Here is a 22,970-nt window from a genome sequence, read left to right on the forward strand (position 1 = left end):
GTGCAGTTTGTGACTGCGCTGCAGGCAGTTGTTTTTTTCTGGTGGCCATGGCGCTTCAGGGCTTCTTCCAGTTCATCCACATCTTGTCGCCGGTGCGCACGATGGCCCGGCCATTGACGTAGACGGTCTTGCTGTGGTCTATGTCGTGGCTGATGCGCATATTGGTCTGGCTGACCACGCCCTTGCCTTGTCCGGGTTCATCGCCCATGACGTTGTCGACATAGCTCTGGTTGTGCAGGTAGACAGGCTTGCCTTGCAGGAAGACGTTGGGAGAGCACTGCCTGCTCTGGTTCATCTGGTGCGTGATGGGGTAGGGCACCGGGACGCCGTTCTTGCTCGGTGTCAGGCATACGTCTGGGGTGAGCGAAACGATGCGAAACCGCCCGTCCTTGGATGCGATGTTTTCGTCAGCCACGGCGTGCCTCCTGTGGTTTCGTGCGTTCGCTGGCTGCACGCTGCATTTCGGCATCCAGTTCCATGCCTGTGCCTTTGGGCCAGGTGCCCAACTCCAACTGCCTGACATCTGTCTTGGCGCTGATGATTGCCCGCCTGACGGTAGTCACAGTGCCGGTCGCTAAATCCAGGATCACCGTGTCTATGTTCATGGGCGCAAACATCACCACGCCCACATTCAGGCGTACCAGCAGTTGCAGCTCCTGCGTGGGTAGCTTGAAGCGGAAAATGCCCTGGTATTTGTCGGCTGGAATGAGGTTCAGGAGCATGACCTCTTCGCCACCCTGCGGGTAGTCGATCTGCTGGTCTTCCGGCGCACAGTTCCAGTAGCGGTAGTCATGATCCAAAGGACTTTTGGGCCACTGGGATTGCTTCCATGCGTCGTCATGCGTCCCGGCTAGGGAAACCCGAGGACTCCACCAGCGTCCGATGGCGCCCACGCCTACGACCGGATAGTCCTGCTGTCCGTCATAAGGCTGGTTCAAGGCCTCAATCTGCGGCGCTGCGTAGTGCTGCGCGGACTGGGGCTGCTGCTGTGTGTGGGTTTCCAGTTTCGCAATGGCTTTGTCGGCGTCGTGGACCGCCTCGGGAAGCCTGCCGCAACCAATCGGATTGGGCGTGTAGAAGGCGGGGAGCGCGTCATGCGCCTGTTGGGCGATCTCGCGTTGGGACTTTGTGATCCTGACGTCGTCCCTGTCATCCAGAAACTCTTGCAGAAGTTGCTCCTGGCGAATGACATTGGGGCCCCCGAAGGCCAGCTCATAGCACAGCGGCACCTGAGTGACCGGTTTCGGGGCGCCGGGACGCAGCGCTCCGAGGCTGGTCAGAGAGCGCTCGAATTGCCGCGGTCCGGTGACCTGAAGCGTTTTGATGATGCTGTCTGCAAACCTGAAGCCGGCCGGCCACCGCTCATGAGGCTTGCCGTCTGGCGTATATGCAAAGGCATTGGTGAGGATGACATCGCACTTTGGCTTGTAAGGAGCAAGATCGCTTTCCTGCAGCACGCTGCTGATGTTCACGTTTGCGTAGAACTCGTCTGCGGTGCAAAGCGGTGTCTGTTGCTCGGGCGGCAGGACAGTGGGCTCTATGAGATCGCCATTTTTCTGTACCGCGCGCAGCGTGTAGGAGATGCGGCTGACCATGACGTGAAAAATCTCGCCATGTGGGTCCACATGCTGGAAGTACTGGCTGGGCCAGGGCGTGTGGTTGACCACCTCCGGCAAGGGGGCGGACTCCACCGGACTGGGCATTGCGTGGGAAGGGCGCTCCATTCGGGACTCCTCAGTTCAGGTCAATACGCTTGGAGTCGAGGCCGATGTGCTTGCTGCCGACCACGTCGATGTTCTTGCCATTGATGGTGATCGTGCCGTCGCTTTTCATTACCAAGCTGGCAGCGCCCACGGTGATTGAGAGCTCGTCGCCGGCCTGAATTGCGTAGCGCTTTCCTACCGTGGTCTGCTGGTTGCCCTGGACCCTGACGGAACGGTCCACCAGCACCGTCGTGCTCTGGCTCAGCCCCACATTCACCACCATGGCCGCGCCCACATTGACGTTGTAGGCGGCGCCGATGTTCACCATCTTGGCCAGGCCCACGTTCTGCATGTAGGCCAGTCCGATGGTCTCTGTCTTGAAGCTGCCCACCTTGATCGACCAGTTGTTGCCGATCTTGTCCTTCTCGTTGCGGCCTATGGTCTTGCTGCGGTTCTTGCCGATGGAGATGTTCTCGTCGATGCCGACGTCTTCATTTCGGTTGTCGCCGATGCTGATCTTCTCGTTGTGGTCCACCCGCTCCGTGCGGTTGTTGTGCACGGTGATGGTCTCGTCGCGGTCCACGGTCTCGGTGCGGTCGCGGTGGATGACGTTGGTTTCATCCCGGTCGATGGTCTTGCGCCGGTCGTTGCCCACCCATTTGTCCTCGTCGTTCTCGACTTCGGTGAGCTGGTCCTTTTGCGCATGCAGCCACAGCTGTTCGGCGCCTGCCTTGTCCTCGAAGCGGATGGCGTTGGCGTCGCCCTGGCCGTTCTTGAGGCCCGCGCCCGGTGCGCCGCCCTTGCTGGATCTGGTCTTGATGCCCGATTGCGTGGCGTTGGCCGGCAGCGCCCAGGGCGGCATGTTGGAGGCGTTGTAGACGCAGCCCATGACGATGGGGTAGTCCGGGTCGCCGTTGAGGAAGTCCACGATGACTTCCATGCCGATGCGCGGGATGTGCACCGCGCCAAAGCCCGGCCCGGCCCAGCTGGTGGCCACGCGCATCCAGCAGCTGGAGTTCTCGTTCATGCCGCCGATGCGGTCCCAGTGGAACTGCACCTTGACGCGGCCGTACTGGTCGCACCAGATCTCTTCGCCTGCGGGGCCCACGACGACGGCGGTCTGCGGGCCCGTGGTGCGTGGTTTGGCGGTAATGCGCTGGGGCTTGAAGGGCAGGCTGGTGGGCTGGGCCTGGAGCACGAATTTCTGTGTCGAGCCCTCGCCGCTGCCGCCGTCGCTGACGCGCGGGTTTTCTTCGAAGGCGTAGTCCACGGCCGTGACCAAGTAGGCCTGGTTCTGGTCGCCGCGCGGGTAGTTGTCCAGCGTGAAGGTGTAGCCCGGCGCCATGGCGCGGTGGTTGGAGCTGCCCTGCACCGTGCTCTGGCGCGTGAGGCTTTGCTGCAGGCGCACGCGGATGTAGTCCTCGCCGTCGCCGGTTTCGGTGTAGCCGCCCGGCCATTCGTAGATCTCGTAGGCGTCGTGCGCATGGCCGGGCGGGTTGCGCCGCATGTTGGACAGCTCGGCGCGGGGCTTCTTGAAGTCGTAGTCGTCGTTGTAGTGCCGGCCGGGCTTGACGCGCTGGTGCAGTTCCCAGGCGTGTATGCATTCCTCGCGCGCCACGGCGGCCTTGCCCGGAGGGTGGAAGGGGATGACGGCGCCGCCCTGCAGCGGGTCGTGCGAGGCGACGATGTCGTCGCCCAATGTCAGCACGTGCTGGCCCGCGCTGTGCTGGTGGTAGTAGCAGATGCCCTCGTGCTCCATGAGGCGCGAGACGAACTGGAAGTCCGTCTCGTTGTACTGCACGCAGTACTCCCAGGTGCGGTAGGAGCGCGTCAGGCGCTGCTGCATGGGGTGGCCGTAGATGCCCAGGACCTCGTTGATGATGTCCGGCACGGTCTTGTTCTGGAAGATGCGGAAGTCGCTGCGGCGCGTGGCCAGCCACAGCCAGGGCGACAGGCGCGCGCGGTACAGGAAGTTGCGGTGCTCGTCCTGGCCGCGCATGCCAAAGGCCGTGACCAGGCCATCGATGTAGCGTTTGCCGCCGTCCTGGGTCTCCACCACCACGGTGGCGCCCTTGCCCAGCAGGGACTTGGGATCGATGCTGTCGCTTTCGCTGAGCAGGTCGATCTCCAGGGCGAACAGATGGCTGATTTCCTCGCGACCCTGCAGCCGGCGCAGCTGCAGCTGGTCTGCCAGGGGGGTGTTGATGGTGACTCTGCGTGTCATGGTGTCGGATCTCGCGGTGCTTGGGGTGGAAGAGGGGTCGGGGCTTCAGGCCTGGATGGCGGGGCCTGCGTGCGCCGGTCGATGAAGGGCTTGCATGGGGTGGCTGGAAGGTCCTCTGCTGCTAGCGGGCTGCGTACACCAGCCCAGGACGGGCGCCGTCGGCGTCATCCTGGGCGTCATCCGTGACAGGGTCGCTGTCGAAGGGCTGGCCCAGCCCAATGAACTGGTAGTTGCCGCGCCGGTCGGTGAAAACCGCCAGGCCGCCCGGCGTCAGGGCTACGTTGAACCAGTCGTTGTCGGTTCTGGGCTGGTCCGGGTCCAGCGAGCCTGGCCGGCTCCGGGGCAGCACGCTGCCGGCCAGGCTCGCCTGGTTCAACACCCGGGTCTGCCGGCCATCCGCGCCATACAGCCGTAGCTCCCCGGTGGCTTCGACCTTGCGCAGGCCCGCGCCCAGAGGGACGGAGCGTTTCAGGCTGGCCAGCACGAACCGGCCGCCCGGCGCCAGGTGCAGGTCGGGCAGGATGTCGTTGCCACCGCTGCGGAACTCGGCCAGGTGCACGATGCGCGCCTCGGCGCCCAGTGCCAGCGCAGCGCCCATGCCGCGCTGCCCGGGCAAGGCATAGGTCAACAGCACATTGCCTGCCGACCATGCCTGGGCGCTGGTCCAGGCCATCGCATCCGCTGCCGCCCAGGCCCGGGCCTGCGTGGCCATGGCGGCGGCCGGATCCTTGTCCTGGGGCTGCACGGCCAGGGTTCCGTCAGCGGCGCGGGCCAGGCGGGGCAATGCATCGAAGCTGCCCAGATTGCGCGCTTGCTGCAGCGTCCAGCCCGGCAGGGCGAAGGTCAGCAGCTGGTAGGGCTTGCGGCCGTCCGCATCGGGGTCCAGCCGGCTGCTGGCGACGATGTTCACCACCCCGTCACTGCTGTCCTGCGCATCCTGCGTGACGACAGGGCGGGCAAGGCAGCCGCCAGGTCGAACTCCTGGCCGTGGCAGCGCGGCAATGGCCGCAGGCTTGCCGCTGCGCTCTGACAGTTGAAAACTGCCTGTCTTGGTTTGCTGGACCAGGTCCAGCCTGTCAACGGTGCCGTTGCAGTACACGGCGTAGAGGTAGCGGTGGGGGCTCTGGACGGGTGCTGTGGGGGCCGCCGTCTCAGCCATGCCCAGGCCAGGGCACAGCAGCGCCAAGCCGATGGCGCTGGCGGTGGCGCTTCGGTGCATGGAAAGGGATTGCTTATTGCGCTGCATAGACCAGACCAGGCAGCCGGCTGTCGTAGTCGTCGGCGTCCAGGCCCACGACCGGGTCCAGGCCGAAGACATGTCCCAGTTCGACGAATTGGTAGTTGCCCAGAGGATCGGCGAACACGGCCAGTCCATCCGGGGTGAGCGCGATGTTGAGCCAGTGGCCGGCCGTGCGCGGTGTGTCGCGGTCCATGTCTTCCTTGGGCATCAAGACCATGGAGGGCCCAGCGACGCGGGCATCGTTCAGCGTGGCCAGCTGGCGGCCTTGTGCGTCGTACAGGCGCATCTCGCCGGTGGCGGCCAACTGCTGCAGGCCCCGTTCCATGGGTACGAGCTCGTTCAGGGTCAGCAGCACGTAGCGGCCGCCTGGCGCAAGGCGCCATCCAGGGGCCAGGCTTTGGCCGGGCAGCGCCTGCAACGGCACCGTGAGTGCGCGCTCGCGGTCCGACAGCGCAAAGCCCAAGCCGTCTGCTCCCGGGAGGCGGTAGCTCAGCAGCACGCGGCCTGCCGACATTTCCTCCGCCCGGAGATCCTCCAGGGATTCGCCACCGGCGTATGCCCTGGCCTGCTGTGTCAACTGCGTGCGCAGGTCGCCATCCGGCTTGTGGACGGCGACAAGGGAGCCGTCTGTGGCCCGGCGCACGTGCGGCTGGCCGTTTTCGAAGCGGCCCAGGTCACGGGTTCCGAGCAAGGTCCAGCCGGGCAGGGAAAACGTCAGCAACCGATAGGACTGTCGGCCATCGGCAGCGACGCCCTTGCCATCGCCTGCCACCAGATTCACCAGGCCTGCGGCCTGATCCTGCATGTCGCCCGTAGCTGCGGGGCGAATCTGGCAGCTGTCGGCGAAGGAGGTGCTTGCGCTTTGCACGGGCACCGCAGGTGGTCCGCCACTTCGCTCGGAGAGCTGAAAACTGCCTGTCTTGGTCTGTCTTTTCAGATCGAGTCGATCCACTCGGCCATTGCAGTACACGGCATACAGATAGCGATACTGGCTGCGGTCTGTGGGGTCGAGTGCCTTGGCCGTTGCTGCCGTAGCGAGTGTGGCCGAAGGATGTGCAGCGGCCTCCATCTGGTCGGCGCTGGAAGAGCAGCCCACGGCCATCGCTATGGCAGCCATGGCTGCGGAAGCCTTCATGAGGTGAATGACGATAGAACGGGCGGGCATGGCTAAAAGTCCTCCCTGCCCAGCACGTTTTCTACATAGTTGGGATCGCCCTTGGTGCCGCGCTCTGAAACCGGAACCTGTTCCCATTCAGCCAGTCCCAGTGTTCCAGCGGGGTTGATCGTGACAAACAGCTGACCGTCCTGCTGGCGCACGCGGTACTCGTGGAGGCCATTGGCATAGCCGTTGAAGCCGCGCAGTGTGTCGCGTTCCAACTGCTCGGCCGTGTAGTCCGGCAGTTCCACGGGAATGGCCGGCAACCCCTGCCTTGCCCGTGCCTGATTCCAGGCAGCCACAAGGTTGCTGAATTGTTGGCTTTTGCGCACGGTGCGCGGGTAGCTGCGGGCGATGCGCTCCTTTTCCTGATAAAGCGTCCAGCCGCCGCGCACATTCTCTTTCCAGCTCCAGGTCTGGTCTGCGGTAGGCGGTGGCGTTGTGAGCTGGCAAAGGCCCACACCGCCTTTGCCGTCACTGCTGTACTTGGGCCAGTGGCCGGGAGGTGACAGGAACTGATGTAGTGAACTTTCCTGCCGCATCTTCTTGCGGAACACGACTCTGTCTGCACCGATGCCGTTGGCGAATGCTCGAATGGCCGTGCTCGATGGGTTTTGGCCCACGATGAGCCAGCTGACGCTGGCACGGCGCTCCAAGCCTCCAGCACGCAAGATGACTTGTACGGTAAGGCTGCCACCTCGCACTTCGGTAAAGGGAATGCGCCAACTGGGGTTGGCACTGGTCTGCGACGCGATGGGACTGTGCTGGGTGCGCTGCTTGTTTCCGAACCGTGTCTTGCTGACATCGCTGCCGCCGTCGTAAATCAAAGTGGCCGACCATTCATAGATGGGCGTGGCTCCCGCAGGCAGTGCTTCGTTCTGCAAGACGGCAGTCACGGTAATGGTGGGCATTTGCGCATCGGCGGTGATGGCGAATTGAGATCCTGCGGGTTGGCTCGTAATGGCAAGCGGCATGGTCGAAGCTCTTTGGAATAGGGTGGATTGCGGGTCTAGCGCGACGCCTGTGCGGTGCGGCTGCGATCCAGGTGCAGCACGGCGGCATCCAGCAGCGGGTCGCCGCCGGCCTGGAGGGAGGCGGTGAAGGCCGCGTCCACGGGCACGCGCAGGCGCGGGGGCACGCCTTGGGCTTGTGCGGCGGGGTTGTTGCCGCCAGCGGGGCCGGTTTCTGCGAGCAGGGGGGCTTGCACGATGAAGCCGGCCGGCAGGTGCACGCGTGTGGCCGGGCCGGTGGCGCCGGCCGTGGCGCTGGTGGCGACGATGTCGGCACGCTGGCTGTGCTGCAGCCAGGCAGCGAACAGTTCGCAGGGGCCGGCGCAGCCGGGGCTGGTGAGCACGGCGACGGGGGCCGTGAAGGGCGTGCCCGAGGCGGCCAGCGGCAGCTGGGCCGGCAGGCCCAGGCCGCCACGGCTGCGCCAGACGCGGGCGGCGGGGTCGAACAGGCGCTGGGCGGCGTCCTGCATGCGCAGCGGCTTGTCGCGCGTGTAGAGCGAGGCCAGCATGTGGGGCACCAGCTGGTAGGCGTCGTCGCCCCGGTGGGCGCGCAGGTCGATGACCAGGCCCGTGACCCTGGCCTGGGTGGCTGCGGCCAAGGCGCCCTCCCAGCGGTTGAGCTGGCCGGTGGCGCCGTCGGCAAAGCTGTCGAGGGCGATGTAGGCCAGGTTGCCGCCCTGGGCGCTGCGCAGCAGGAAGGAGGCGAGGGCGGGCTCGGCCGCAGGCAGGGCCGTGGTTGCGGCGGGGGCGGCGTCCAGGCGCAGGGTCTGTTCCTGGTTGCCGGATGCGCTGCTGGATGTGCTGTGGGGTGTGCCGGCTGCGGTGCGCAGGCTCAGCGTGGCGGGCGTGCCCAGGTCCAGCGCCAGCAGGTCGGCGCGGCGGGCGTCGGCACCGGCGCGCAGCGAGGCGGGGGCAATGCGGTCCAGGTAGCGGGCCGGGCTTTCCCCTTCGATGGCAAGGATGTCGCTGCCGGGCTGCAGGCCCGCCTTGGCGGCGGCTGAGACTGGCGCCACGCTGGTGATGGCGATGCGGCCGTCCTCGCGCAGCCAGGTGCGCGGCATGGGCAGGTTGACGCTGCCGCGTGCCAGCAGCTGCGGGGATAGGCCCCGGTCTGTGCGGGCAGGCCAGGCCTGGCCGCCGGGCAGCAGAACGCGGTACTGGCCATCGCCCAGGCGCTGGCCCATTTCTGCCAGGGCCTGGGCCTGCGCGGCGCTGTCGCCGCGCTCGGCGGCGGTCTGCAGGCGCTGGCCGTAGTCGGCGCGCAGCTTGCCGGCATCAAAGCCGCTGGCAGCGGCCAGCGGGTGGCGCTCGGCAATGAGGCCGATGAGGGCCTGGGCCGCATCGCCTGCGCCCAGGCGGGACAGGTCGATGTCCTGCGCGGGCTGGACGGCGTGGAAGGCCAGGGCGATTTCCCGGGCGCGGTCGAAGCGCAGGCCCTGAGGCTCCAGCGTGACCACGGTGTAGCCGCGCGGCAGGGTGACCATGGGGTCGTCGGCGGTGAACAGGCGCCCGTCGGCGCCAAAGCCGGAAGGGAAGCGCTGCGTGGCATCGCTGGCCCAGACCAGCAGCTTGCCGCCCGTGGGCTCCAGGATGTCGCCGCTTTGGCGCGGCCATTCGGTGCGCACCGAGCTGGCGCGCAGCATGGCGTGCTGCTCTATGGCGTCGAGGCTGCGCCGGCCCGCGCGCTGGGGCACGTCGGCGTGGACGGACAGGGCGAAGATGCGCACGCCCCGGCCACCGGGGCGCGCGCGGCCGGTGGACAGGTCATAGGTCGTGCCGTCGGGGTCGCTGGGCAGTTCGATGGCCACGCCGGTGCTGTCGCCGCGCGGCAGGGCCAGCCATTGCGACTTGGCCGGCGCCACATGGGCGGCCTGGCGCTGCACGAGGTAGGGGCCCTGGTCCATGAGCGCGACCACAGCCTGGCCGCGCCGGGCGCTGTCCGTCCAGGCGTCGCCCAGCACGGCCATGACGCGGCGTGGGCCGCCCTGGTCGTCCTGCACGGGGGCGGCGCCGGAGGGCGGTGACTGTGCCGCCTCGGGCTGGGCCTGGTTGCGGTCCCACCAGGCACGGGCCTCGCTGGCGGCACCGGTGGCCGCGTTGGTGGCCGTGCTGGCTGCGCTGCGGCCGGCCTCCAGCGCCTGCTGGCCGGCCGTGGCGGCGCCCGAGGCCCGCTGCACAGTGTCGGCAGCCTGTCCGATGGCGCCCAGGTCCAGCGCCTGTGCGGCCGGGGCCGCCAGCAGCGCGGCGGCAATCACTGCCGTGGTGGCGCGTGGAAGACGGCGCCCGCTCATGCGGGCTCCGCAGCGCGGGTGCGCACGTCCAGCGTGAAGTCGTCGCCGCTGGCGCCGGCGTGCAGGCTTTGCAGTTCCTGGCCTTCCACGGTGGCCTGCAGGAAGTGGGTGGCCATGCGCGGCAGCAGGTTCTGGGTGAGGATGCCGTCCACCATGCGCGCGCCGGACTCGACCTCGCTGCAGCGGCGGCGCACCAGGTCCACGGCGGCTTCGTCGAAGCTGAACTGCGCGCCGTGGCGCTCCTCGATGCGCCGCTGTATGCGCAGCATCTGCAGCCGGATGATCTGCTCCAGCATGGCGTCGGAGATGGGGTAGTAGGGCACCACCGTCAGGCGGCCCAGCAGCGCGGCGGGAAAGGTCTGCAGCAGCGGCTGGCGCACGGCCTGGGCCAGGCCTTCCGGCGTGGGCGCCAGGTCCGGGTCGCGGCACATGTTGGCGATCAGGTCCGAGCCCACGTTGGAGGTCAGGATGATGACGGTGTTCTTGAAGTCGATGTAGCGGCCTTCGCCGTCTTCCATCCAGCCCTTGTCGAAGACCTGAAAGAACATCTCGTGCACGTCGGAGTGGGCCTTTTCGATTTCGTCGAGCAGGACCACGCTGTAGGGGCGGCGGCGCACGGCCTCGGTGAGCACGCCGCCTTCGCCGTAGCCCACGTAGCCCGGTGGCGCGCCCTTGAGGGTGGAGACGGTGTGCGCCTCCTGGAACTCGCTCATGTTGATGGTGATGAGGTTTTGCTCGCCGCCGTACAGGGCTTCGGCCAGGGACAGCGCCGTCTCGGTCTTGCCCACGCCCGAGGGACCCGCCAGCAGGAATACGCCGATGGGCTTGCCCGGATCGTCCAGCCGCGCGCGCGAGGTCTGGATGCGGCGCGTTATGGCCTCCAGGCCATGGCGCTGGCCGATGACGCGCTTCTCCAGCGTGTCTGCCAGCGAGAGCACGGACTGCACCTCGTCGCGCACCATGCGGCCCACGGGAATGCCGGTCCATTCGGCCACCACGGCGGCGACCACGCCGGCATCGACCACGGGCTGCAGCAGCGGGGCATCGCCTTGCAGCTCGGCGAGCTGGCGGCGCAGCGCTTCCAGCGTGGCCACGCTGGGGGGCTCGGCAGGTTCGGTTGCGGTGGCTTCGGCGGCCGTCTCCGGTGCCGCAGCGGACGGGTCTGCGGCGGCGCCGGTGGAGAAGACGGGCGGCTTCAGGCCCATGAGGGCGGCCTCGGTTTCCAGGATGCGGCGGGCCAGCGCGCTTTCCTGGCCAAAGCGCTCGGCCAGCGTGGCCTGGCGCTCGCGCAGGCTGGCCAGGTCGGTTTCCAGTGCCTGCAGGCGCTCGGCCGTGGGCAGGCCGAGGGCTGCCTCGCGCAGCAGCACTTCCTGCTCCACGCCCAGGGCCTCGATGCGGCGCTGCACGGCTTCCAGCTGGGCGGGCGTGGCATGCAGGGCCATGGCCACGCGCGAGCAGGCCGTGTCCAGCAGGCTGACGGCCTTGTCGGGCAACTGGCGCGAGGGAATGTAGCGGTGCGACAGGCTGACGGCCGCGGCCACCGCGTCGGCCGCAATGCGCACCTGGTGGTGGTTTTCCAGCTTGGCGGCCACGCCGCGCAGCATGTCCACGGCGCGGGGCTCGTCGGGCTCGTGCACCTGAACGAGCTGGAAGCGGCGGGTCAGGGCCGGGTCTTTTTCGATGTATTTCTTGTACTCGGCCCAGGTGGTGGCGCCGATGGTGCGCAGCGTGCCGCGCGCCAGGGCAGGCTTGAGCAGGTTGGCGGCATCGCCCGTACCGGCCTGGCCGCCCGCGCCCACCAGGGTGTGGACTTCGTCGATGAAGAGCACGATGGGCGTGGTGCTGGACTGCACGGCGTCCAGCAGGCCGCGCAGGCGGTTCTCGAACTCGCCCTTCATGCTGGCGCCGGCCTGCAGCAGGCCCACGTCCAGCACGCGCAGCTCCACGCCCTGCAGCGGCGGCGGCACGTCGCCCTGGGCGATGCGCAGGGCCAGGCCTTCGACCACGGCGGTCTTGCCCACGCCGGCCTCACCCACCAGGATGGGGTTGTTCTGGCGGCGGCGCAGCAGGATGTCCACCATCTGGCGCACTTCGTCGTCGCGGCCCGTGACCGGGTCCAGCTCGCCGGCCTTGGCGCGGGCCGTCAGGTCCACCGTGTACTGCTGCAGCGCACCGCCCTGGCCGGGCGCCGCGCCCGTGGCCTGGCTGGCTTCGCCCGGCGTGCCTTCCAGCCCGCTGCCATCGGCCGCGCGCATGCGAGCCTCGGGCGAGTCGGGCAGCAGGCGGGCGAAGGCATCGCTGAGCGCGGGCTCGGAGATCTTGTCGAATTCGCGCGAGATGGAGCGCAGCTCATTGGCCAGCGAGCGCGTGCGCACCATGCCCGACAGCAGATAGGCGCTGCGGATCTGGCTGTCGTTGAACATCAGCGTGGCATAGACCCAGCCGCGCTCGATGGCGGTCTCTATGTGCTCGGAGAAGTCGCTGATCGAGGTGGCGCCCCGCGGCAGCTGGTCCAGGCGGCGCAGCACATCGGCGGCCAGGCGGTCGGAGGCGATGTCGAAGTGGCGCAGGATGCGGATCAGGTCGCAATCGTTTTCCTGCAGCAGCTGGTGCAGCCAGTGCACCAGCTCCACATAGGGATTGCCGCGCAGCTTGCAGAACACGGTGGCGCCTTCCAGCGACTTGAACAGCAGCGGGTTGAGCTTGCCGAAGAGGGATTGGCGGCTGATTTCTGTCATGGGTCTTGGGTGCGGAAAAAGAGTGGATGAATGGGGGCCGGGCATGCCGGCTAGGGGCGGGGACGGACTTCGACCATGCGGCCCTTGGCCTGGCACTGCGCCAGCAGCCGGTCGACCCAGGCGCGTTCGACGAGGAAGCTGCTGCCGGTGATTTCCTGCGCCGTTTCACGGACGTCGGTGGCGAGGTGGATGGTCTTGGCTTCAGACAAGGCATCGCCATCCCATTGCGCTTCATCCGGCGACGGTTTGGCGGTGAAGCGGCGCTGCCCCAGGTTGGCGATCTGGCCACCTTCGAGCCAGACCATCCAGACCGACGATCGCGCAGGGACTGCGCTGCGGTTGTGCTGTTGCACGAAGCAAAAGCGCTGGAGGGCTGCAGGCTTTCCGTGGCCAGTCGATGCCTGGCGGCTCTTCAAATGGATACGCAGGGCGGCTGGAGAAGGAATCAGGGATTGCGCCGGACGCGAGAAATCGGAGGCCCGCCCGCTTTCCGGCGCTGCCAGCAAAGGCAGAGCCAATCCCGCCAGGGTGGCCAGCAGACACCTTGCGAGCAGGCGATGGCCTTGCCTGAAACGGCATGGCCCGGGAAAGCGGTTGCGTCCGATATGCGGCATGCGGCTATCGGGCAGGAGCCACTTTGATGGTGCGGCCCTTGGCCTTGCACTGCGCCAGCAGTCTGTTCACCCAGGCGCGTTCGACGAGGAAGCTGCTACCGTAGATTTCCTGGGCCGTTTCCCGCACGTCTGTCGCGAGCTTGATGGATTTCATTCTTGCCAGGCTTTCACCATCCGCTTTGGCGTCTTCTTTCGTCAGCGTTTTGGGCGAATAGAGATGCCAGCCCATATTGACGATCTCGCCGCCATTGAGCCAGACCATCCACACGTTCGGTTCGGGATCGGACGGATGGTCGGGACGCTGCTGCACGAAGCAAAAGGTATTGCTCTGGCGGGCTCTTTGGGTTTCCCAGACTTCATCCTTGAACTTCAGGTATTGCCGCAGCGCAGTCATGGACGCGACTCTTTCCTGCGCAGGCCGAGAGTAGTCGGCAGCCGTCGGCTCGGTTTGCTGGCTGCTGATTTCAGCCGGCGGTGCTGGTGGCTGCGATGATTCGGAGGCTTGGGCACCCATCAAGCAGGCGCTCACTGCAATGGCAGTGGCAAGGCTGGCCATTGGGAAATGGCGATACGGTTTCAACGTGCTTGATCCAGTATGGGTTGGTGACATGGAGTGGCCTCCTTGGTTTTCGATGTTTTTGGGGATCAGTCGCGTTTGCGCAGCCGGGCATGTGTGTAGAACATATTTCTAGCCAGCGCGGCGTGCTGAATGAAGTCGGCACCGGGAGAGCTGGATTTCGCAGTTCTCCAGGCGAACAGGCCTGTGGGGGTTGGGTCTGGCGGCACCGCGCCGGTGGCAACGTCCAGGGCCGCCTGCACAAAGTCCAGATAGGCCTTGCGTTTGGGATGCAGGCCGTTGTTGGCGTTGTCCACATAGTCGCGGAGGTTCTTGGCAATGTCGGGACCCAGCTTCGGATAGACGTTGAAGCCATGGAATTGGACCGATCCCCGGTCATCCGCCATGACGATGTCCTCGACGCTGGTGGCACCGCGGGCCATGAAGTCTTCAGGCTTTCCGCTTTTCAAGCGGTTTTCGATGACTCGGCGCATCCATTGCATTCCGGTTTTCACGTTGTCGAGATTCCAGGCCAGTGAGGTGTCGCCCGGCGAGACGCTTTCCGCCAGGAACAGCCTTGCCAGCATCCCCTCCGTCGTGCTCTCCGCAGGCAGCGAAATGCTTTTCTCCACCTGCACGGTGATGGCTGCGGGCATGACGCTGAGCCCGGCTCCCTGCACCGCCACGATGCTGAGCTTGGTGAGCCCGGGCTGCTGCGCCACGAAGTCGAATTGCCAGCTGTCGGCGCGGGCGTTGTGTACGGGGGGCTGGGCCGCAAGAATGCTGGGCGCATCGATCCTGGCGCCCAGCTTGTAGGTCTTTGCGACGGCCTCGATCTTGACGCGCAGGCGGTTGCCTTCGACCAGCGTCAGCGTGGAAGGGACCGGGGCGTTGTGCGGGAACTTGATCTGTACGGTGGGCATGTGTGCGAGCAGGGAAGTGGTGATTCAGTGGTTCGGTGATTCAGTGGTTCGAGGGCTGGGGCCCGGGCGCCGGCCGCGCACGGGCTGGCGGCGCTGGCGCAGCCAGGCTTCGGGGTCCAGGCGGAAGTCGCGCGCGTCCTGGGCGGGCTCGGCGTGGGTGAGCCAGGTGGTCCAGCCCAGCTGGGTGCTGCTGCCCAGCCGGGCTGCAGGTACTTCCTGGCGGCGCAGCACCAGCACGTAGTCCCAGGCGAATTCGATGCCCAGGTAGTTGCGAACCCAGTCCACCAGGGTCTGGAACAGTGCGGCCTGGGGCAGCAGCTGCCGGTATTGCTCCAGACCCAGCGGGCCGAGCACCAGGCGGAACTTGCTTTGCGCATCGGGCACGCGCGAGCCCACGACGGCGTCCACGCCCAGACGCGAGTTGCAGGGGCGGCCCTGCAGCCGGGTCTGCTGCTCGGGCTCCAGCTCCAGGTGGTGCAGGCAGTTTTCTTCCAGCTTCACCGGAATCTGGAAGTAGTGCGACAGGGCCTGGCACAGTCCTTCGGGGTTGCGCGTCCAGCGGGTCAGATGGCCGGCCATGAAGCGCTTGGCGTGGTCTGGCACGTCGTCGCGCGCGCGCTGGCTGGGCAGGCCGGCGCCTATGAAACTGTCTATGTAGCGGCCAAAGGGGTCTTCGCCCGGGCGGTCCAGCGATGCGGTGGGCTGTGCGTCCGACCAGGCGCGGAACAGCAGCAGCAGCATGCGGTGGTGAAAGATGTCGGAAAAGCGTGCCAGCGTGGCGTCGTCATGCTGGCGCAGGCGCTCGCGCACGTATTCGGTGATGTGCGTGGGCAGCGGGCCGTTGGGGCCGTAGAGGCCGAAGTTCCAGACCGTCATGCGCTCGGGCTCGCCGGCGCGCGAGGGCAGGATTTCGGCAATGGTGGCGGGGGCGAAGGCCAGCGACGGGTCCTGGCCCAGGCGCAGCGGCTCGTCCTTGGGGCGCGTGGCCTGGCCCAGGCGCGGCAGCGCGGGATGGCGTGCCTGCAGGTAGCGCAGGCTGTGCATCAGGTCGAACTGGTAGGGCTTGGCGCTCAGGCGCTGCCAGAACAGGCGCGCCCGGGCGTCTTCGGGCCCGGTGGCCTGCACGGGCGCACGCGCGGGCGCCGGAGCCGGAGCCGGAGCCGGAGCCGCAGACTGGGGGTGTTCCGGTTCGGGCAGGGAGGCGTGGGCGGCGTTGCTCATATGCCGGGCCTTTGTCCGGGGCGCGGAGTCCAGCGCGCGACGGGACCGCGCTGGCGCGAGTGCAGCTGCAGCTCGGTGAAGCTGTTGACGCCCACATGGCGGGCGAAGAATCGCTCCAGCACATTGGACAGGGGCCAGGGGCTGACGCCAGCCATGGCCGGCTCGTCCACGCTCAGGTGTACGCCCACGCCGCGGCCGTAGACCAGCTGGCGGTGCTGGGGCAGGCGGCGCGTGATGGGTTCGATGCGCATGCCCTGGATGGCGGCGATCTGCCCGGCCAGCTGGTGGTTGCCCAGGTCCAGGTACAGGCGCAGCAGCTCCTGCAGCGTGGCCGCGCCTTCCTCGTCGGACAGATCGGTCATGGCCAGGTAGTTCAGGCTCAGGTGGGAGATCAATCGCCAGGTCAGGCCTCCGTCGGCCACGGCGGGGATGGGCGCGCTGGGGCCGGCGATGGCGCGGGCCCATTCCACGGGCGCCGATTCCTGCAGCGCAAAGTCGCCGCCCGGCTGGTTGACGCGCATGAGCAGGGGCAGATCGCGGTTGGTGCACAGGGTGTGCATGGACAGCTGCTTGAGGTCGTCGGAGAACGGGGCCTCGCGCTGGTCCACCAGGGAGATGAAGACTTCCGAGCCCAGGTACTGCGTGCGCGGGCCGCTGCGCAGGCTGCGCTCGGAAAACAGCCGGGGCTCGCGCCGCGTGGTGAAGTAGGCCTGCTCGGTGGAGTGCAGGCCGTGCGTGGATGCGTACAGCGGCGCGAATTCGCGGTCCTGGGTCTTGCCTTCGTGGTGGCCGGTGACGGCCTGCACGCCGTAGACCTCGAAGTCCAGCGGCCGCGTGCGGTCGGGAATGACGTGGTACTCGTGCACGTTGGAGGCCACATGCAGGCGGTCCGCCGTGTACTCGAACAGGTTGATGGCCGGAATGCAGTGCATCAGCAGCTTGGCCGCGTCGATCTGCGGCTCCAGCGTGGGCGCGGCGCGGCGCAGCAGCACGGTGATGCCCACGCCGTCATGGGCAATGCGGCGCATGCTGCGCGACAGGCCGTTGATCGAGAAGAACCGCTGCCGTGCGGGAAACGCAAAGTACTCGTGCAGCAGACGGTGGCCCTGGAAGGCGCGGTGCGAATAGGGAATCAGCGCCTGCTCGCTGTCATGGCCTTCGGCGCGCAGTGCATCGGGCTGCAGCACGTCCCAGACCTGGCGCGGGTCCTGCGGGTGGTGGACAACGATGGCCAGCGTCTGCGTGTGGATGAGTTCCTGCAGGTGGGAGGCGACGACATCGCCCGCATGGATGTAGACCCACAGCTGGTCCATCGCCAGCTGCATGCACTGCGAGGCGTCCAGCGTGGCCAGCTGCAGGCGCAGGTGGCCGCCGGCCTCGCCCAGCTGGGGTACCAGGGCATGGGGCAGGTCCAGCGCCGGGCCGCCCAGGCGCGCCTGGCGTATCTCCAGCGGCCACAGCGTCAGCGGCCCGCCGGTGCGGAATTCGCAGATGGTCTGCTCTTCCTGTGACTTGTGGGTGCGCAGCACGCTGCCAGAGGGCAGGGTGAAGCCGTCCACGAGGTTGCCTTCCTTGGCGCTGGGCTTGAGCTGTACCACCACCATGGATGGCGTGGGCGCCAGGTAGTGGGGGCAGACCATTTCCATCATGCGCTGGGACAGGCGCGGAAACTCCGCATCCATCTTCAGCTGGATGCGCGCGCTCAGAAAGCTGAAGCCTTCCAGGAGGCGCTCCACATAGGGGTCGGCCACATCGGTGTCGTGCAGGGAAAGGCGGCCCGCCACCTTGGGGAAGGCGGCGGCGAACTCGGCGCCCAGCTCGCGCAGATAGGCCAGTTCGCGGTTGTAGTACTCGACGAGGCGGGGATTCATGGTGTGGGTGGCGGCGTCCGGGCTCAGGCCCTGAGGTTTTGCAGCGAGACCTGGCCGGTCTCCAGGTCCAGGCTGGTCTTGAGCAGCAGCTCCAGCGGATAGGGCATGGACCAGAACTGGCAGCGGATCTCGAACTGCAGCGTGTTGTGGTGGTTGAGCTGCTCGGTGGAGGCCAGCAGCGTCACGGCCAGCGTCTTGGGCAGGATGCGCGGCTCGAAGGCCAGGATGCTTTCGCGGATGCTGCGCTCCACATGGCTCCAGTCCAGCTCGGACAGCAGCTGGCCGGCCAGCGGCGGCATGCCGTAGTTGATGACCGAGCGCTGCACATGCTCCAGCCCCTCCATCTCCACGTGGTCCCAGGCATCGCGCGCATTGAGCAGCCAGCCCAGGTCGCGCAGCAGGGCCTCGCGCAGGCGGGATTCGTTCACGAAGACCGCGTCGGGCCGCTCGGTGCGCAGATGGGGCTCATGGTCGGTCAGCCGGTCCAGCAGGGCGGGCTGCAGCCGGTCCTTGGCTGCGGTCGCCTGGTTCTGGCGCGTGCGCAGCGTGGGCATGGGGTTGAGGGGACTGGGGCGCATGGCTTGTTTCTTCAGGAACCGGCCGGCCGGGCAGCCGCCAGGGGGTTCACGGGCTCCTTCGCCTTCAAAGCCGGGTCTTGGCGGCAGGCGGAAAGAGGGCGCGAACGGGCAGAGAAGATCTGAACGACCTGCTCCTTGTCATCGGTGGACACCTTCATGCAGGCGCAGCCATAGCCGTGGCTGCCATGGCCGGTACGCACCCAGTCACGGTCTGCAAAGCGGGGCCAGTCGCCCTGGGCCTGGTGGCCGCCCTGCACGCCAACGGTCCAGTCGGTATCGCGATCGGTCAACGAGGCATTGGCGGGCGTGGGGTTGTCGAACCAGCCGCAGCGCAGGGCATTGGCCGGGCCGTGGCTGGAGGCCGATGCAGGCCACGGGCCCAGACACAGCAAGGCAGCCAGCAGCAAGAACGGGCAGCGCAGGGCTTGCGGGGACGCGGGGGCGACTGTTCCGTGCATGGCCTGCTCCGTCATCGCGTGGCGGTTTCCAGCGCCAGCTGGCGCACCTGCAGCATGGGAAAGTCCTCGGAGTCGGTGACCCAGGTGCGCTGGCCGTGGCCGGCCACGTGGCCCGAGGATTCGTCAGGATCGGAGGAGCCTGTGTCCAGCGGGCTCCACTGCGTGCGGCGCGACATGCGGACGGCGTCGTCATCGCCGGGCGCCAGCGGATAGCGCGCAGGCATGAAGCCCTGCAGCGCGCCGCCCTCGCGCAGCGTGACCTCGCAGGGCAGCCAGATCAGGTCGCGCAGGTCCTGCACGGGCTCGAAGCCGATCTGTGCAATGGCGTCGAAGGGCAGCCAGTAGTAGCTGCCGTGCGCCAGCAGCTCGCAGACGGGGCCGAGGCGGGTATCGCTGTCGGCCAGCCATTCGAAGCGGTGCTCGCCCATGTGGCCTGCGGTGGCGGGCGCCTCGTCCAGGGCGCGGGCGCGCAGGTCCTGGGCAGCTGCTCCTTCATGGGCCAGGGCGTCGATCAGGCAGGCCAGCCATTGCGCGGGCTCGCCCATGAGAAAGGGCTTCTTCTTGCCGGCGAAGACCTCGGCGCGCAGCACTTCGCAGCGGATGGCCTCGCGGTAGGCGCGCGCCATGGGCTCGCACGACGGGTCGAGCTGGGCGCACAGCTGCAGCTGCTCCAGCGCCTTTTGCCATTCGCCCAGCACGCAAAGCAGCTGGAAGTAGTAGACGCGCAGGGGCGCCGAGGCCGGGGCCTGGCGGATCTGGTCCTTCAGGGCCTTGAGTTGCTCGTCCAGGGAAAGCTGTGAGGTGAAGCTGGGCAGGGGCATGGTGAAAACGCAGGAAAAAGAGAGGGGCGGGGTGCGGCTGCGCCCCGGTCAGTCGTCGTAGGAGCGGCAGCCCCAGCGCACGGCGTCGGGCGCCTCGCCGGCCACATGGCCGATGACGATGCGCGGTGGCGTCTCGTCCAGGCCCTTTCTGAGCGGCATGGCGCGTGCGTACTGGGCGGGCAGTTCGCCGAAACCTTCCAGGTTCCAGCTGCTGCGCGCCTGCGGCCGGGCCTTGGTGCGCTGGACCAGCGCCTGCAGGCTGCCCGTGGCGCGCGCCGCGACAATGCTGCCGCTGCCGCCGCGCACGGTGATGGAGGACACCTGTGTGCCATCAATCTCCAACGGCGTGGCAAACAGATAAAGCAGGTCCAGGCTTTCGCCGGGCGCGCGGTCCACCACGGTCACGCCCTGCGCGCGCAGGCGCTGGGCGAGCGCTTCGTCGCGGCCGTCGGGAAACTCGATGCGGCAATGCAGGGCGTCGGTGAACAGGGTGGTGATGTCCGCTGCCGTGGCAGGGGCGGCTTGCACCGTGGCGCAGGCCGTACCGGCCAGCAGCAGGGTGAAGAAAGCTTTGGAACAGGCGTTCATGGCGTGGCTCAATGGGCTCATCAGGGATGGCGGTAGATCTTGAAAGCGGGCTTGTGGGTGCGGTAGCCGGGCCCTGCCCAGAAGCCGTTCTGCTTGAAGTCCGAGATCCAGACGCTTCCGTCGAACATCTGCATGTGGCCAGCGGGCGATGAGGTGAAGCCCTCCATCACGGCCACATCGCCTTTCTTGTAGCCACCTTCGGGCATGGCGTCGTAGCGTGTGAAGCCGGCGGCCACCAGGCTGGTGCCGTAGTCCTTGGCATCGCGCGTGCGCTGCAGTGCGATGCCGCCAGCGCCGATCGCATCGCGCACATAGCGCGCGCAGTAGCCGGCCGAACTGGCGCGGGCATTGGTCTGCAGGGTGGCGACGGCGTTGTCTACATTCCAGGGCATGAAAAGCCTCTCTGAATTGAGTCCTGGAGGGGAAAGCTTCTCCAGGCCTGTTTCTTGTTATGGGGCCTGGCCCTGGTGCGAGCGTGTCGGCACCAGGAGCCAGGTGGGCGGGCAGTCCTACTTCGCGCCCTGCTTCACGGAAGGCAGCTTGGACACCAGGCGCAGCGACACGGTCAGGCCTTCCAGCTGGTAGTGGGGGCGCAGGAAGAACTTGGAGGTGTAGTAGCCGGGGTTGCCCTCGACTTCCTGCACCTGCACCTCGGCGGCGGCCAGGGGCTTGCGGGCCTTGGTCTCCTGCGAGGAGTTGGCCGGGTCGCCGTCCACGTAGTTCATGATCCAGTCGTTGAGCCAGCGCTCCATGTCGGTGCGCTCGCGGAAGGAGCCGATCTTGTCGCGCACGATGCACTTGAGGTAGTGCGCGAAGCGGCAGCAGGCGAACATGTAGGGCAGGCGCGCCGACAGGTTGGCGTTGGCCGTGGCGTCGGAGTCGTAGTACTCGGCGGGCTTGGCCAGCGACTGGGCGCCGATGAAGGCGGCCACGTCCGAGTTCTTGCGGTGCACCAGGGGCATGAAGCCGTTCTTGGCGAGCTCTGCCTCGCGGCGGTCGCTGATGGCGATTTCCGTGGGGCACTTCATGTCCACGCCGCCATCGTCGGTGGGGAAGGTGTGGGCCGGCAGGTTGTCCACCGCGCCGCCCGATTCCACGCCGCGGATGGAGGTGCACCAGCCGTAGTACTTGAACGAGCGGTTGATGTTGACCGCCATGGCGTAGGCCGAGTTGGCCCAGCAGTACTTGCCGTGGTCGCCGCTGTCGGTTTCTTCCTCGAAATCGAATTCATCGACCGGGTTGGTGCGCGCGCCGTAGGGCAGGCGTGCCAGGAAGCGGGGCATGGCCAGGCCGATGTACTTGGCGTCGTCGGACTCGCGCAGGCTGCGCCAGGCGGCGTACTCGGTGTTGGTGAAGATCTTGGTCAGGTCGCGCGGGTTGGCCAGCTCCTGCCAGGATTCCATCTGCATGATGGCAGGCGCCGCGCCCGAGATGAAGGGGCAGTGGGCCGCTGCGGCCACCTTGGCCATTTCACCGAGCAGCTCCACGTCCGGCGGGCTGTGGTCGAAGTGGTAGTCGCCCACCAGGCAGCCGAAGGGCTCGCCGCCGAACTGGCCGTACTCCTCTTCGTACACCTTCTTGAAGACGGGGCTCTGGTCCCAGCCCACGCCCTTGAAGCGGCGCATGTTGCGGTGCAGCTCCTTCTTGGAGATGTTCATGACGCGGATCTTGAGCATCTCGTCCACCTCGGTGTTGGTCACCAGGTGGTGCAGACCGCGCCAGGCGCCTTCGAGCTTCTGGTAGTCGTCGTGGTGGATGATGCGGTTGATCTGCTCGGACAGCTTGCGGTCGATCTCGGCAATGATGGCCTGCACCGTCTGGTAGGCATCGTTGGACAGCGTGATCGCCGAACCCAGGGCCTGCTGGGCCAGCGTCTGCACGGCCGCTTCCACGGCTTCGCGGGCCTGGTCGGTCTTGGGCTTGAATTCCTTTTGCAGCAGGCTGCCGAATTCGCTGCCGGCCAGCGCCTGGGTCGATTGTTCGAGTTGGGTTGCGGTATTCATGACGTGCTTGCCTTCCTGATGTGCTGCCTCAAGCCTCGGATGCAGGGCCCAAGGCCTGCGGAGCAGTGATGTTGGGCGCGGCGGCCAGCGACTTGAGCAGCGCAGGGTCCTTGAGCACCTTGCCGATCAGCTCCTCGGCGCCCTGCTTGCCGTCCATGTAGGACAGCAGGTTGTGCAGCTGGGTGCGGGCCTCCAGCAGCGAGTTGAGCGCGCCCACGCGCCGCGCGATGGCGGCGGGGGAGAAGTCCTCCATGCTCTCGAAGCTCAGGTCGATGTTGAGCTTGCCCTCGCCCGTCAGCGTGTTGTCCACCTGGAAGGCGACGCGGGGCTTGATGGACTTCATGCGCGCATCGAAGTTGTCGATGTCGATTTCCAGAAACTTGCGGTCGGCGATTTCGGGCAGCGGATCGACGGGCTTGCCCGACAGATCGGCCAGCACGCCCATCACGAAGGGGATCTGCACCTTCTTTTCCGAGCCGTAGATCTCGACGTCGTACTCGATCTGCACGCGCGGCGCACGGTTGCGCGCGATGAATTTCTGACCACTCTTGCCGGTTTTGGTGAGCGACATGCGGGTGTTCCTTTCAAGAAAAAAATAGGTCGCAGAAGTAAAAAGCCTGGAGTCCCGCCTTGCGGCGGACCGAAGGGCTGAGGGCGCAAGAGGCCGTGTGGAAACGGTCAAAGCCGTGGAAAGGCGCAGATGTCATGGGGACGCTGGCTCCTTGAAGTCGAAGTCCGGCTCCAGCAGATCAGTGCAGGCTTCGCAATAGAGGTAGGACACGGAGCGTTTGCTCTCTGTGGTTCCCCAGCCGGTGCCGTCATCGATGGCCAGCCGGAATTCGCGGCCACCCTTGAAGCGCACGACGGCACTGGCGCTGCAACTACCGGTTTCATAGGCACGCGCGTAATTGAACTGGCTGCTGGGCCTGGCGTGGCGCAGGAAATAGCGCACACGCTTTTCGTCAATGCGCAGTG

The 22,970-nt window shown here is 67.0% G+C and carries 20 protein-coding genes and 1 pseudogene; all 21 read right to left on the bottom strand.

The features are described from left to right. Positions 1-55: 55 nt before the first annotated feature. Positions 56-415 carry a DUF4150 domain-containing protein gene (locus JHD82_RS24125; RefSeq protein ID WP_012205695.1) on the bottom strand — a complete coding sequence of 120 codons (360 nt, stop codon included), beginning with the start codon at positions 413-415 and terminating at the stop codon, positions 56-58. Next, entirely contained in the window at positions 408-1,724 is a 1,317-nt protein-coding gene (locus tag JHD82_RS24130; RefSeq protein WP_180319502.1) for a DUF2169 domain-containing protein, read from the bottom strand. The genes JHD82_RS24125 and JHD82_RS24130 overlap by 8 nt, the downstream gene beginning before the upstream one ends. A 10-nt stretch (positions 1,725-1,734) precedes the next feature. After that, positions 1,735-3,927 (bottom strand): type VI secretion system Vgr family protein, encoded by a 2,193-nt coding sequence (locus tag JHD82_RS24135; protein WP_199139188.1) that lies wholly within the window; start codon positions 3,925-3,927, stop codon positions 1,735-1,737. A gap of 121 nt (positions 3,928-4,048) precedes the next feature. Next, complete coding sequence (locus tag JHD82_RS24140; protein WP_199139190.1) at positions 4,049-5,146, bottom strand: hypothetical protein; 1,098 nt, start codon at positions 5,144-5,146, stop codon at positions 4,049-4,051. 13 nt (positions 5,147-5,159) lie between these two features. After that, positions 5,160-6,332, bottom strand: coding sequence for a hypothetical protein (locus tag JHD82_RS24145; protein WP_199139192.1), 1,173 nt, complete (start codon positions 6,330-6,332; stop codon positions 5,160-5,162). A gap of 2 nt (positions 6,333-6,334) precedes the next feature. Continuing rightward, positions 6,335-7,297: a hypothetical protein gene (locus JHD82_RS24150; RefSeq protein ID WP_199139194.1), complete on the bottom strand. Its 963-nt coding sequence runs from the start codon at positions 7,295-7,297 to the stop codon at positions 6,335-6,337. A gap of 35 nt (positions 7,298-7,332) precedes the next feature. Continuing rightward, on the bottom strand, positions 7,333-9,624 hold the full coding sequence (locus JHD82_RS24155) for a S41 family peptidase (protein ID WP_199139196.1): 2,292 nt from the start codon (positions 9,622-9,624) through the stop codon (positions 7,333-7,335). After that, a complete protein-coding gene (gene tssH / locus JHD82_RS24160; protein WP_199139198.1) occupies positions 9,621-12,362 on the bottom strand; it encodes a type VI secretion system ATPase TssH in 2,742 nt (913 codons plus the stop codon). Before tssH ends, JHD82_RS24155 begins: the two co-directional genes overlap by 4 nt. A 50-nt stretch (positions 12,363-12,412) precedes the next feature. After that, positions 12,413-12,976, bottom strand: coding sequence for a hypothetical protein (locus JHD82_RS24165; protein ID WP_199139200.1), 564 nt, complete (start codon positions 12,974-12,976; stop codon positions 12,413-12,415). Between the two features lie 4 nt (positions 12,977-12,980). Continuing rightward, positions 12,981-13,586, bottom strand: a complete 606-nt coding sequence (locus tag JHD82_RS24170) for a hypothetical protein (protein WP_233174875.1) — start codon at positions 13,584-13,586, stop codon at positions 12,981-12,983. Between the two features lie 35 nt (positions 13,587-13,621). Then, positions 13,622-14,455, bottom strand: coding sequence for a hypothetical protein (locus JHD82_RS24175; RefSeq protein ID WP_199139202.1), 834 nt, complete (start codon positions 14,453-14,455; stop codon positions 13,622-13,624). Positions 14,456-14,479: 24 nt separating this feature from the next. Then, the gene (tssG, locus tag JHD82_RS24180) at positions 14,480-15,676 is read right to left on the bottom strand and encodes a type VI secretion system baseplate subunit TssG (protein WP_199139204.1); all 1,197 of its coding nucleotides are present in this window, start codon (positions 15,674-15,676) and stop codon (positions 14,480-14,482) included. Continuing rightward, positions 15,673-17,547: a type VI secretion system baseplate subunit TssF gene (gene tssF, locus JHD82_RS24185; protein WP_012205684.1), complete on the bottom strand. Its 1,875-nt coding sequence runs from the start codon at positions 17,545-17,547 to the stop codon at positions 15,673-15,675. Before tssF ends, tssG begins: the two co-directional genes overlap by 4 nt. Before the next feature lie 23 nt (positions 17,548-17,570). Continuing rightward, positions 17,571-18,125: a type VI secretion system baseplate subunit TssE gene (tssE, locus tag JHD82_RS24190; protein WP_012205683.1), complete on the bottom strand. Its 555-nt coding sequence runs from the start codon at positions 18,123-18,125 to the stop codon at positions 17,571-17,573. 11 nt (positions 18,126-18,136) lie between these two features. Continuing rightward, positions 18,137-18,583: a DUF4087 domain-containing protein gene (locus JHD82_RS24195; RefSeq protein ID WP_199139206.1), complete on the bottom strand. Its 447-nt coding sequence runs from the start codon at positions 18,581-18,583 to the stop codon at positions 18,137-18,139. 11 nt (positions 18,584-18,594) lie between these two features. After that, a complete protein-coding gene (locus JHD82_RS24200; RefSeq protein WP_199139207.1) occupies positions 18,595-19,404 on the bottom strand; it encodes a type VI secretion system accessory protein TagJ in 810 nt (269 codons plus the stop codon). Between the two features lie 48 nt (positions 19,405-19,452). After that, the gene (locus JHD82_RS24205) at positions 19,453-19,992 is read right to left on the bottom strand and encodes a hypothetical protein (protein WP_224986303.1); all 540 of its coding nucleotides are present in this window, start codon (positions 19,990-19,992) and stop codon (positions 19,453-19,455) included. A gap of 20 nt (positions 19,993-20,012) precedes the next feature. Continuing rightward, positions 20,013-20,384 (bottom strand): hypothetical protein, encoded by a 372-nt coding sequence (locus JHD82_RS24210; protein ID WP_012205679.1) that lies wholly within the window; start codon positions 20,382-20,384, stop codon positions 20,013-20,015. Between the two features lie 117 nt (positions 20,385-20,501). After that, the gene (gene tssC, locus JHD82_RS24215; RefSeq protein ID WP_012205676.1) at positions 20,502-21,995 is read right to left on the bottom strand and encodes a type VI secretion system contractile sheath large subunit; all 1,494 of its coding nucleotides are present in this window, start codon (positions 21,993-21,995) and stop codon (positions 20,502-20,504) included. A 28-nt stretch (positions 21,996-22,023) separates the two neighbouring features. Next, entirely contained in the window at positions 22,024-22,566 is a 543-nt protein-coding gene (gene tssB / locus JHD82_RS24220) for a type VI secretion system contractile sheath small subunit (RefSeq protein WP_013802360.1), read from the bottom strand. A 132-nt stretch (positions 22,567-22,698) separates the two neighbouring features. Further along, positions 22,699-22,970: pseudogene (locus JHD82_RS24225) on the bottom strand (hypothetical protein); the annotation flags it as partial.

Origin of the sequence: Delftia sp. ASV31 (genome assembly GCF_016428765.1) — a bacterium.
GTDB lineage: Bacteria > Pseudomonadota > Gammaproteobacteria > Burkholderiales > Burkholderiaceae_C > Comamonas > Comamonas acidovorans.

Bases quoted from the DNA above. Each gene is read 5' to 3' on its own strand.
- JHD82_RS24155 (WP_199139196.1), bottom strand. From the start codon at position 9,624: ATGAGCGGGCGCCGTCTTCCACGCGCCACCACGGCAGTGATTGCCGCC.
- JHD82_RS24135 (WP_199139188.1), bottom strand. From the start codon at position 3,927: ATGACACGCAGAGTCACCATCAACACCCCCCTGGCAGACCAGCTGCAG.
- JHD82_RS24200 (WP_199139207.1), bottom strand. From the start codon at position 19,404: ATGCCCCTGCCCAGCTTCACCTCACAGCTTTCCCTGGACGAGCAACTC.
- JHD82_RS24140 (WP_199139190.1), bottom strand. From the start codon at position 5,146: ATGCACCGAAGCGCCACCGCCAGCGCCATCGGCTTGGCGCTGCTGTGC.
- JHD82_RS24150 (WP_199139194.1), bottom strand. From the start codon at position 7,297: ATGCCGCTTGCCATTACGAGCCAACCCGCAGGATCTCAATTCGCCATC.
- JHD82_RS24170 (WP_233174875.1), bottom strand. From the start codon at position 13,586: ATGTCACCAACCCATACTGGATCAAGCACGTTGAAACCGTATCGCCAT.
- JHD82_RS24195 (WP_199139206.1), bottom strand. From the start codon at position 18,583: ATGCACGGAACAGTCGCCCCCGCGTCCCCGCAAGCCCTGCGCTGCCCG.
- tssH (WP_199139198.1), bottom strand. From the start codon at position 12,362: ATGACAGAAATCAGCCGCCAATCCCTCTTCGGCAAGCTCAACCCGCTG.
- JHD82_RS24165 (WP_199139200.1), bottom strand. From the start codon at position 12,976: ATGCCGCATATCGGACGCAACCGCTTTCCCGGGCCATGCCGTTTCAGG.
- tssC (WP_012205676.1), bottom strand. From the start codon at position 21,995: ATGAATACCGCAACCCAACTCGAACAATCGACCCAGGCGCTGGCCGGC.
- JHD82_RS24145 (WP_199139192.1), bottom strand. From the start codon at position 6,332: ATGCCCGCCCGTTCTATCGTCATTCACCTCATGAAGGCTTCCGCAGCC.
- JHD82_RS24210 (WP_012205679.1), bottom strand. From the start codon at position 20,384: ATGCCCTGGAATGTAGACAACGCCGTCGCCACCCTGCAGACCAATGCC.
- JHD82_RS24175 (WP_199139202.1), bottom strand. From the start codon at position 14,455: ATGCCCACCGTACAGATCAAGTTCCCGCACAACGCCCCGGTCCCTTCC.
- tssB (WP_013802360.1), bottom strand. From the start codon at position 22,566: ATGTCGCTCACCAAAACCGGCAAGAGTGGTCAGAAATTCATCGCGCGC.
- tssG (WP_199139204.1), bottom strand. From the start codon at position 15,676: ATGAGCAACGCCGCCCACGCCTCCCTGCCCGAACCGGAACACCCCCAG.
- JHD82_RS24130 (WP_180319502.1), bottom strand. From the start codon at position 1,724: ATGGAGCGCCCTTCCCACGCAATGCCCAGTCCGGTGGAGTCCGCCCCC.
- JHD82_RS24205 (WP_224986303.1), bottom strand. From the start codon at position 19,992: ATGAACGCCTGTTCCAAAGCTTTCTTCACCCTGCTGCTGGCCGGTACG.
- tssE (WP_012205683.1), bottom strand. From the start codon at position 18,125: ATGCGCCCCAGTCCCCTCAACCCCATGCCCACGCTGCGCACGCGCCAG.
- tssF (WP_012205684.1), bottom strand. From the start codon at position 17,547: ATGAATCCCCGCCTCGTCGAGTACTACAACCGCGAACTGGCCTATCTG.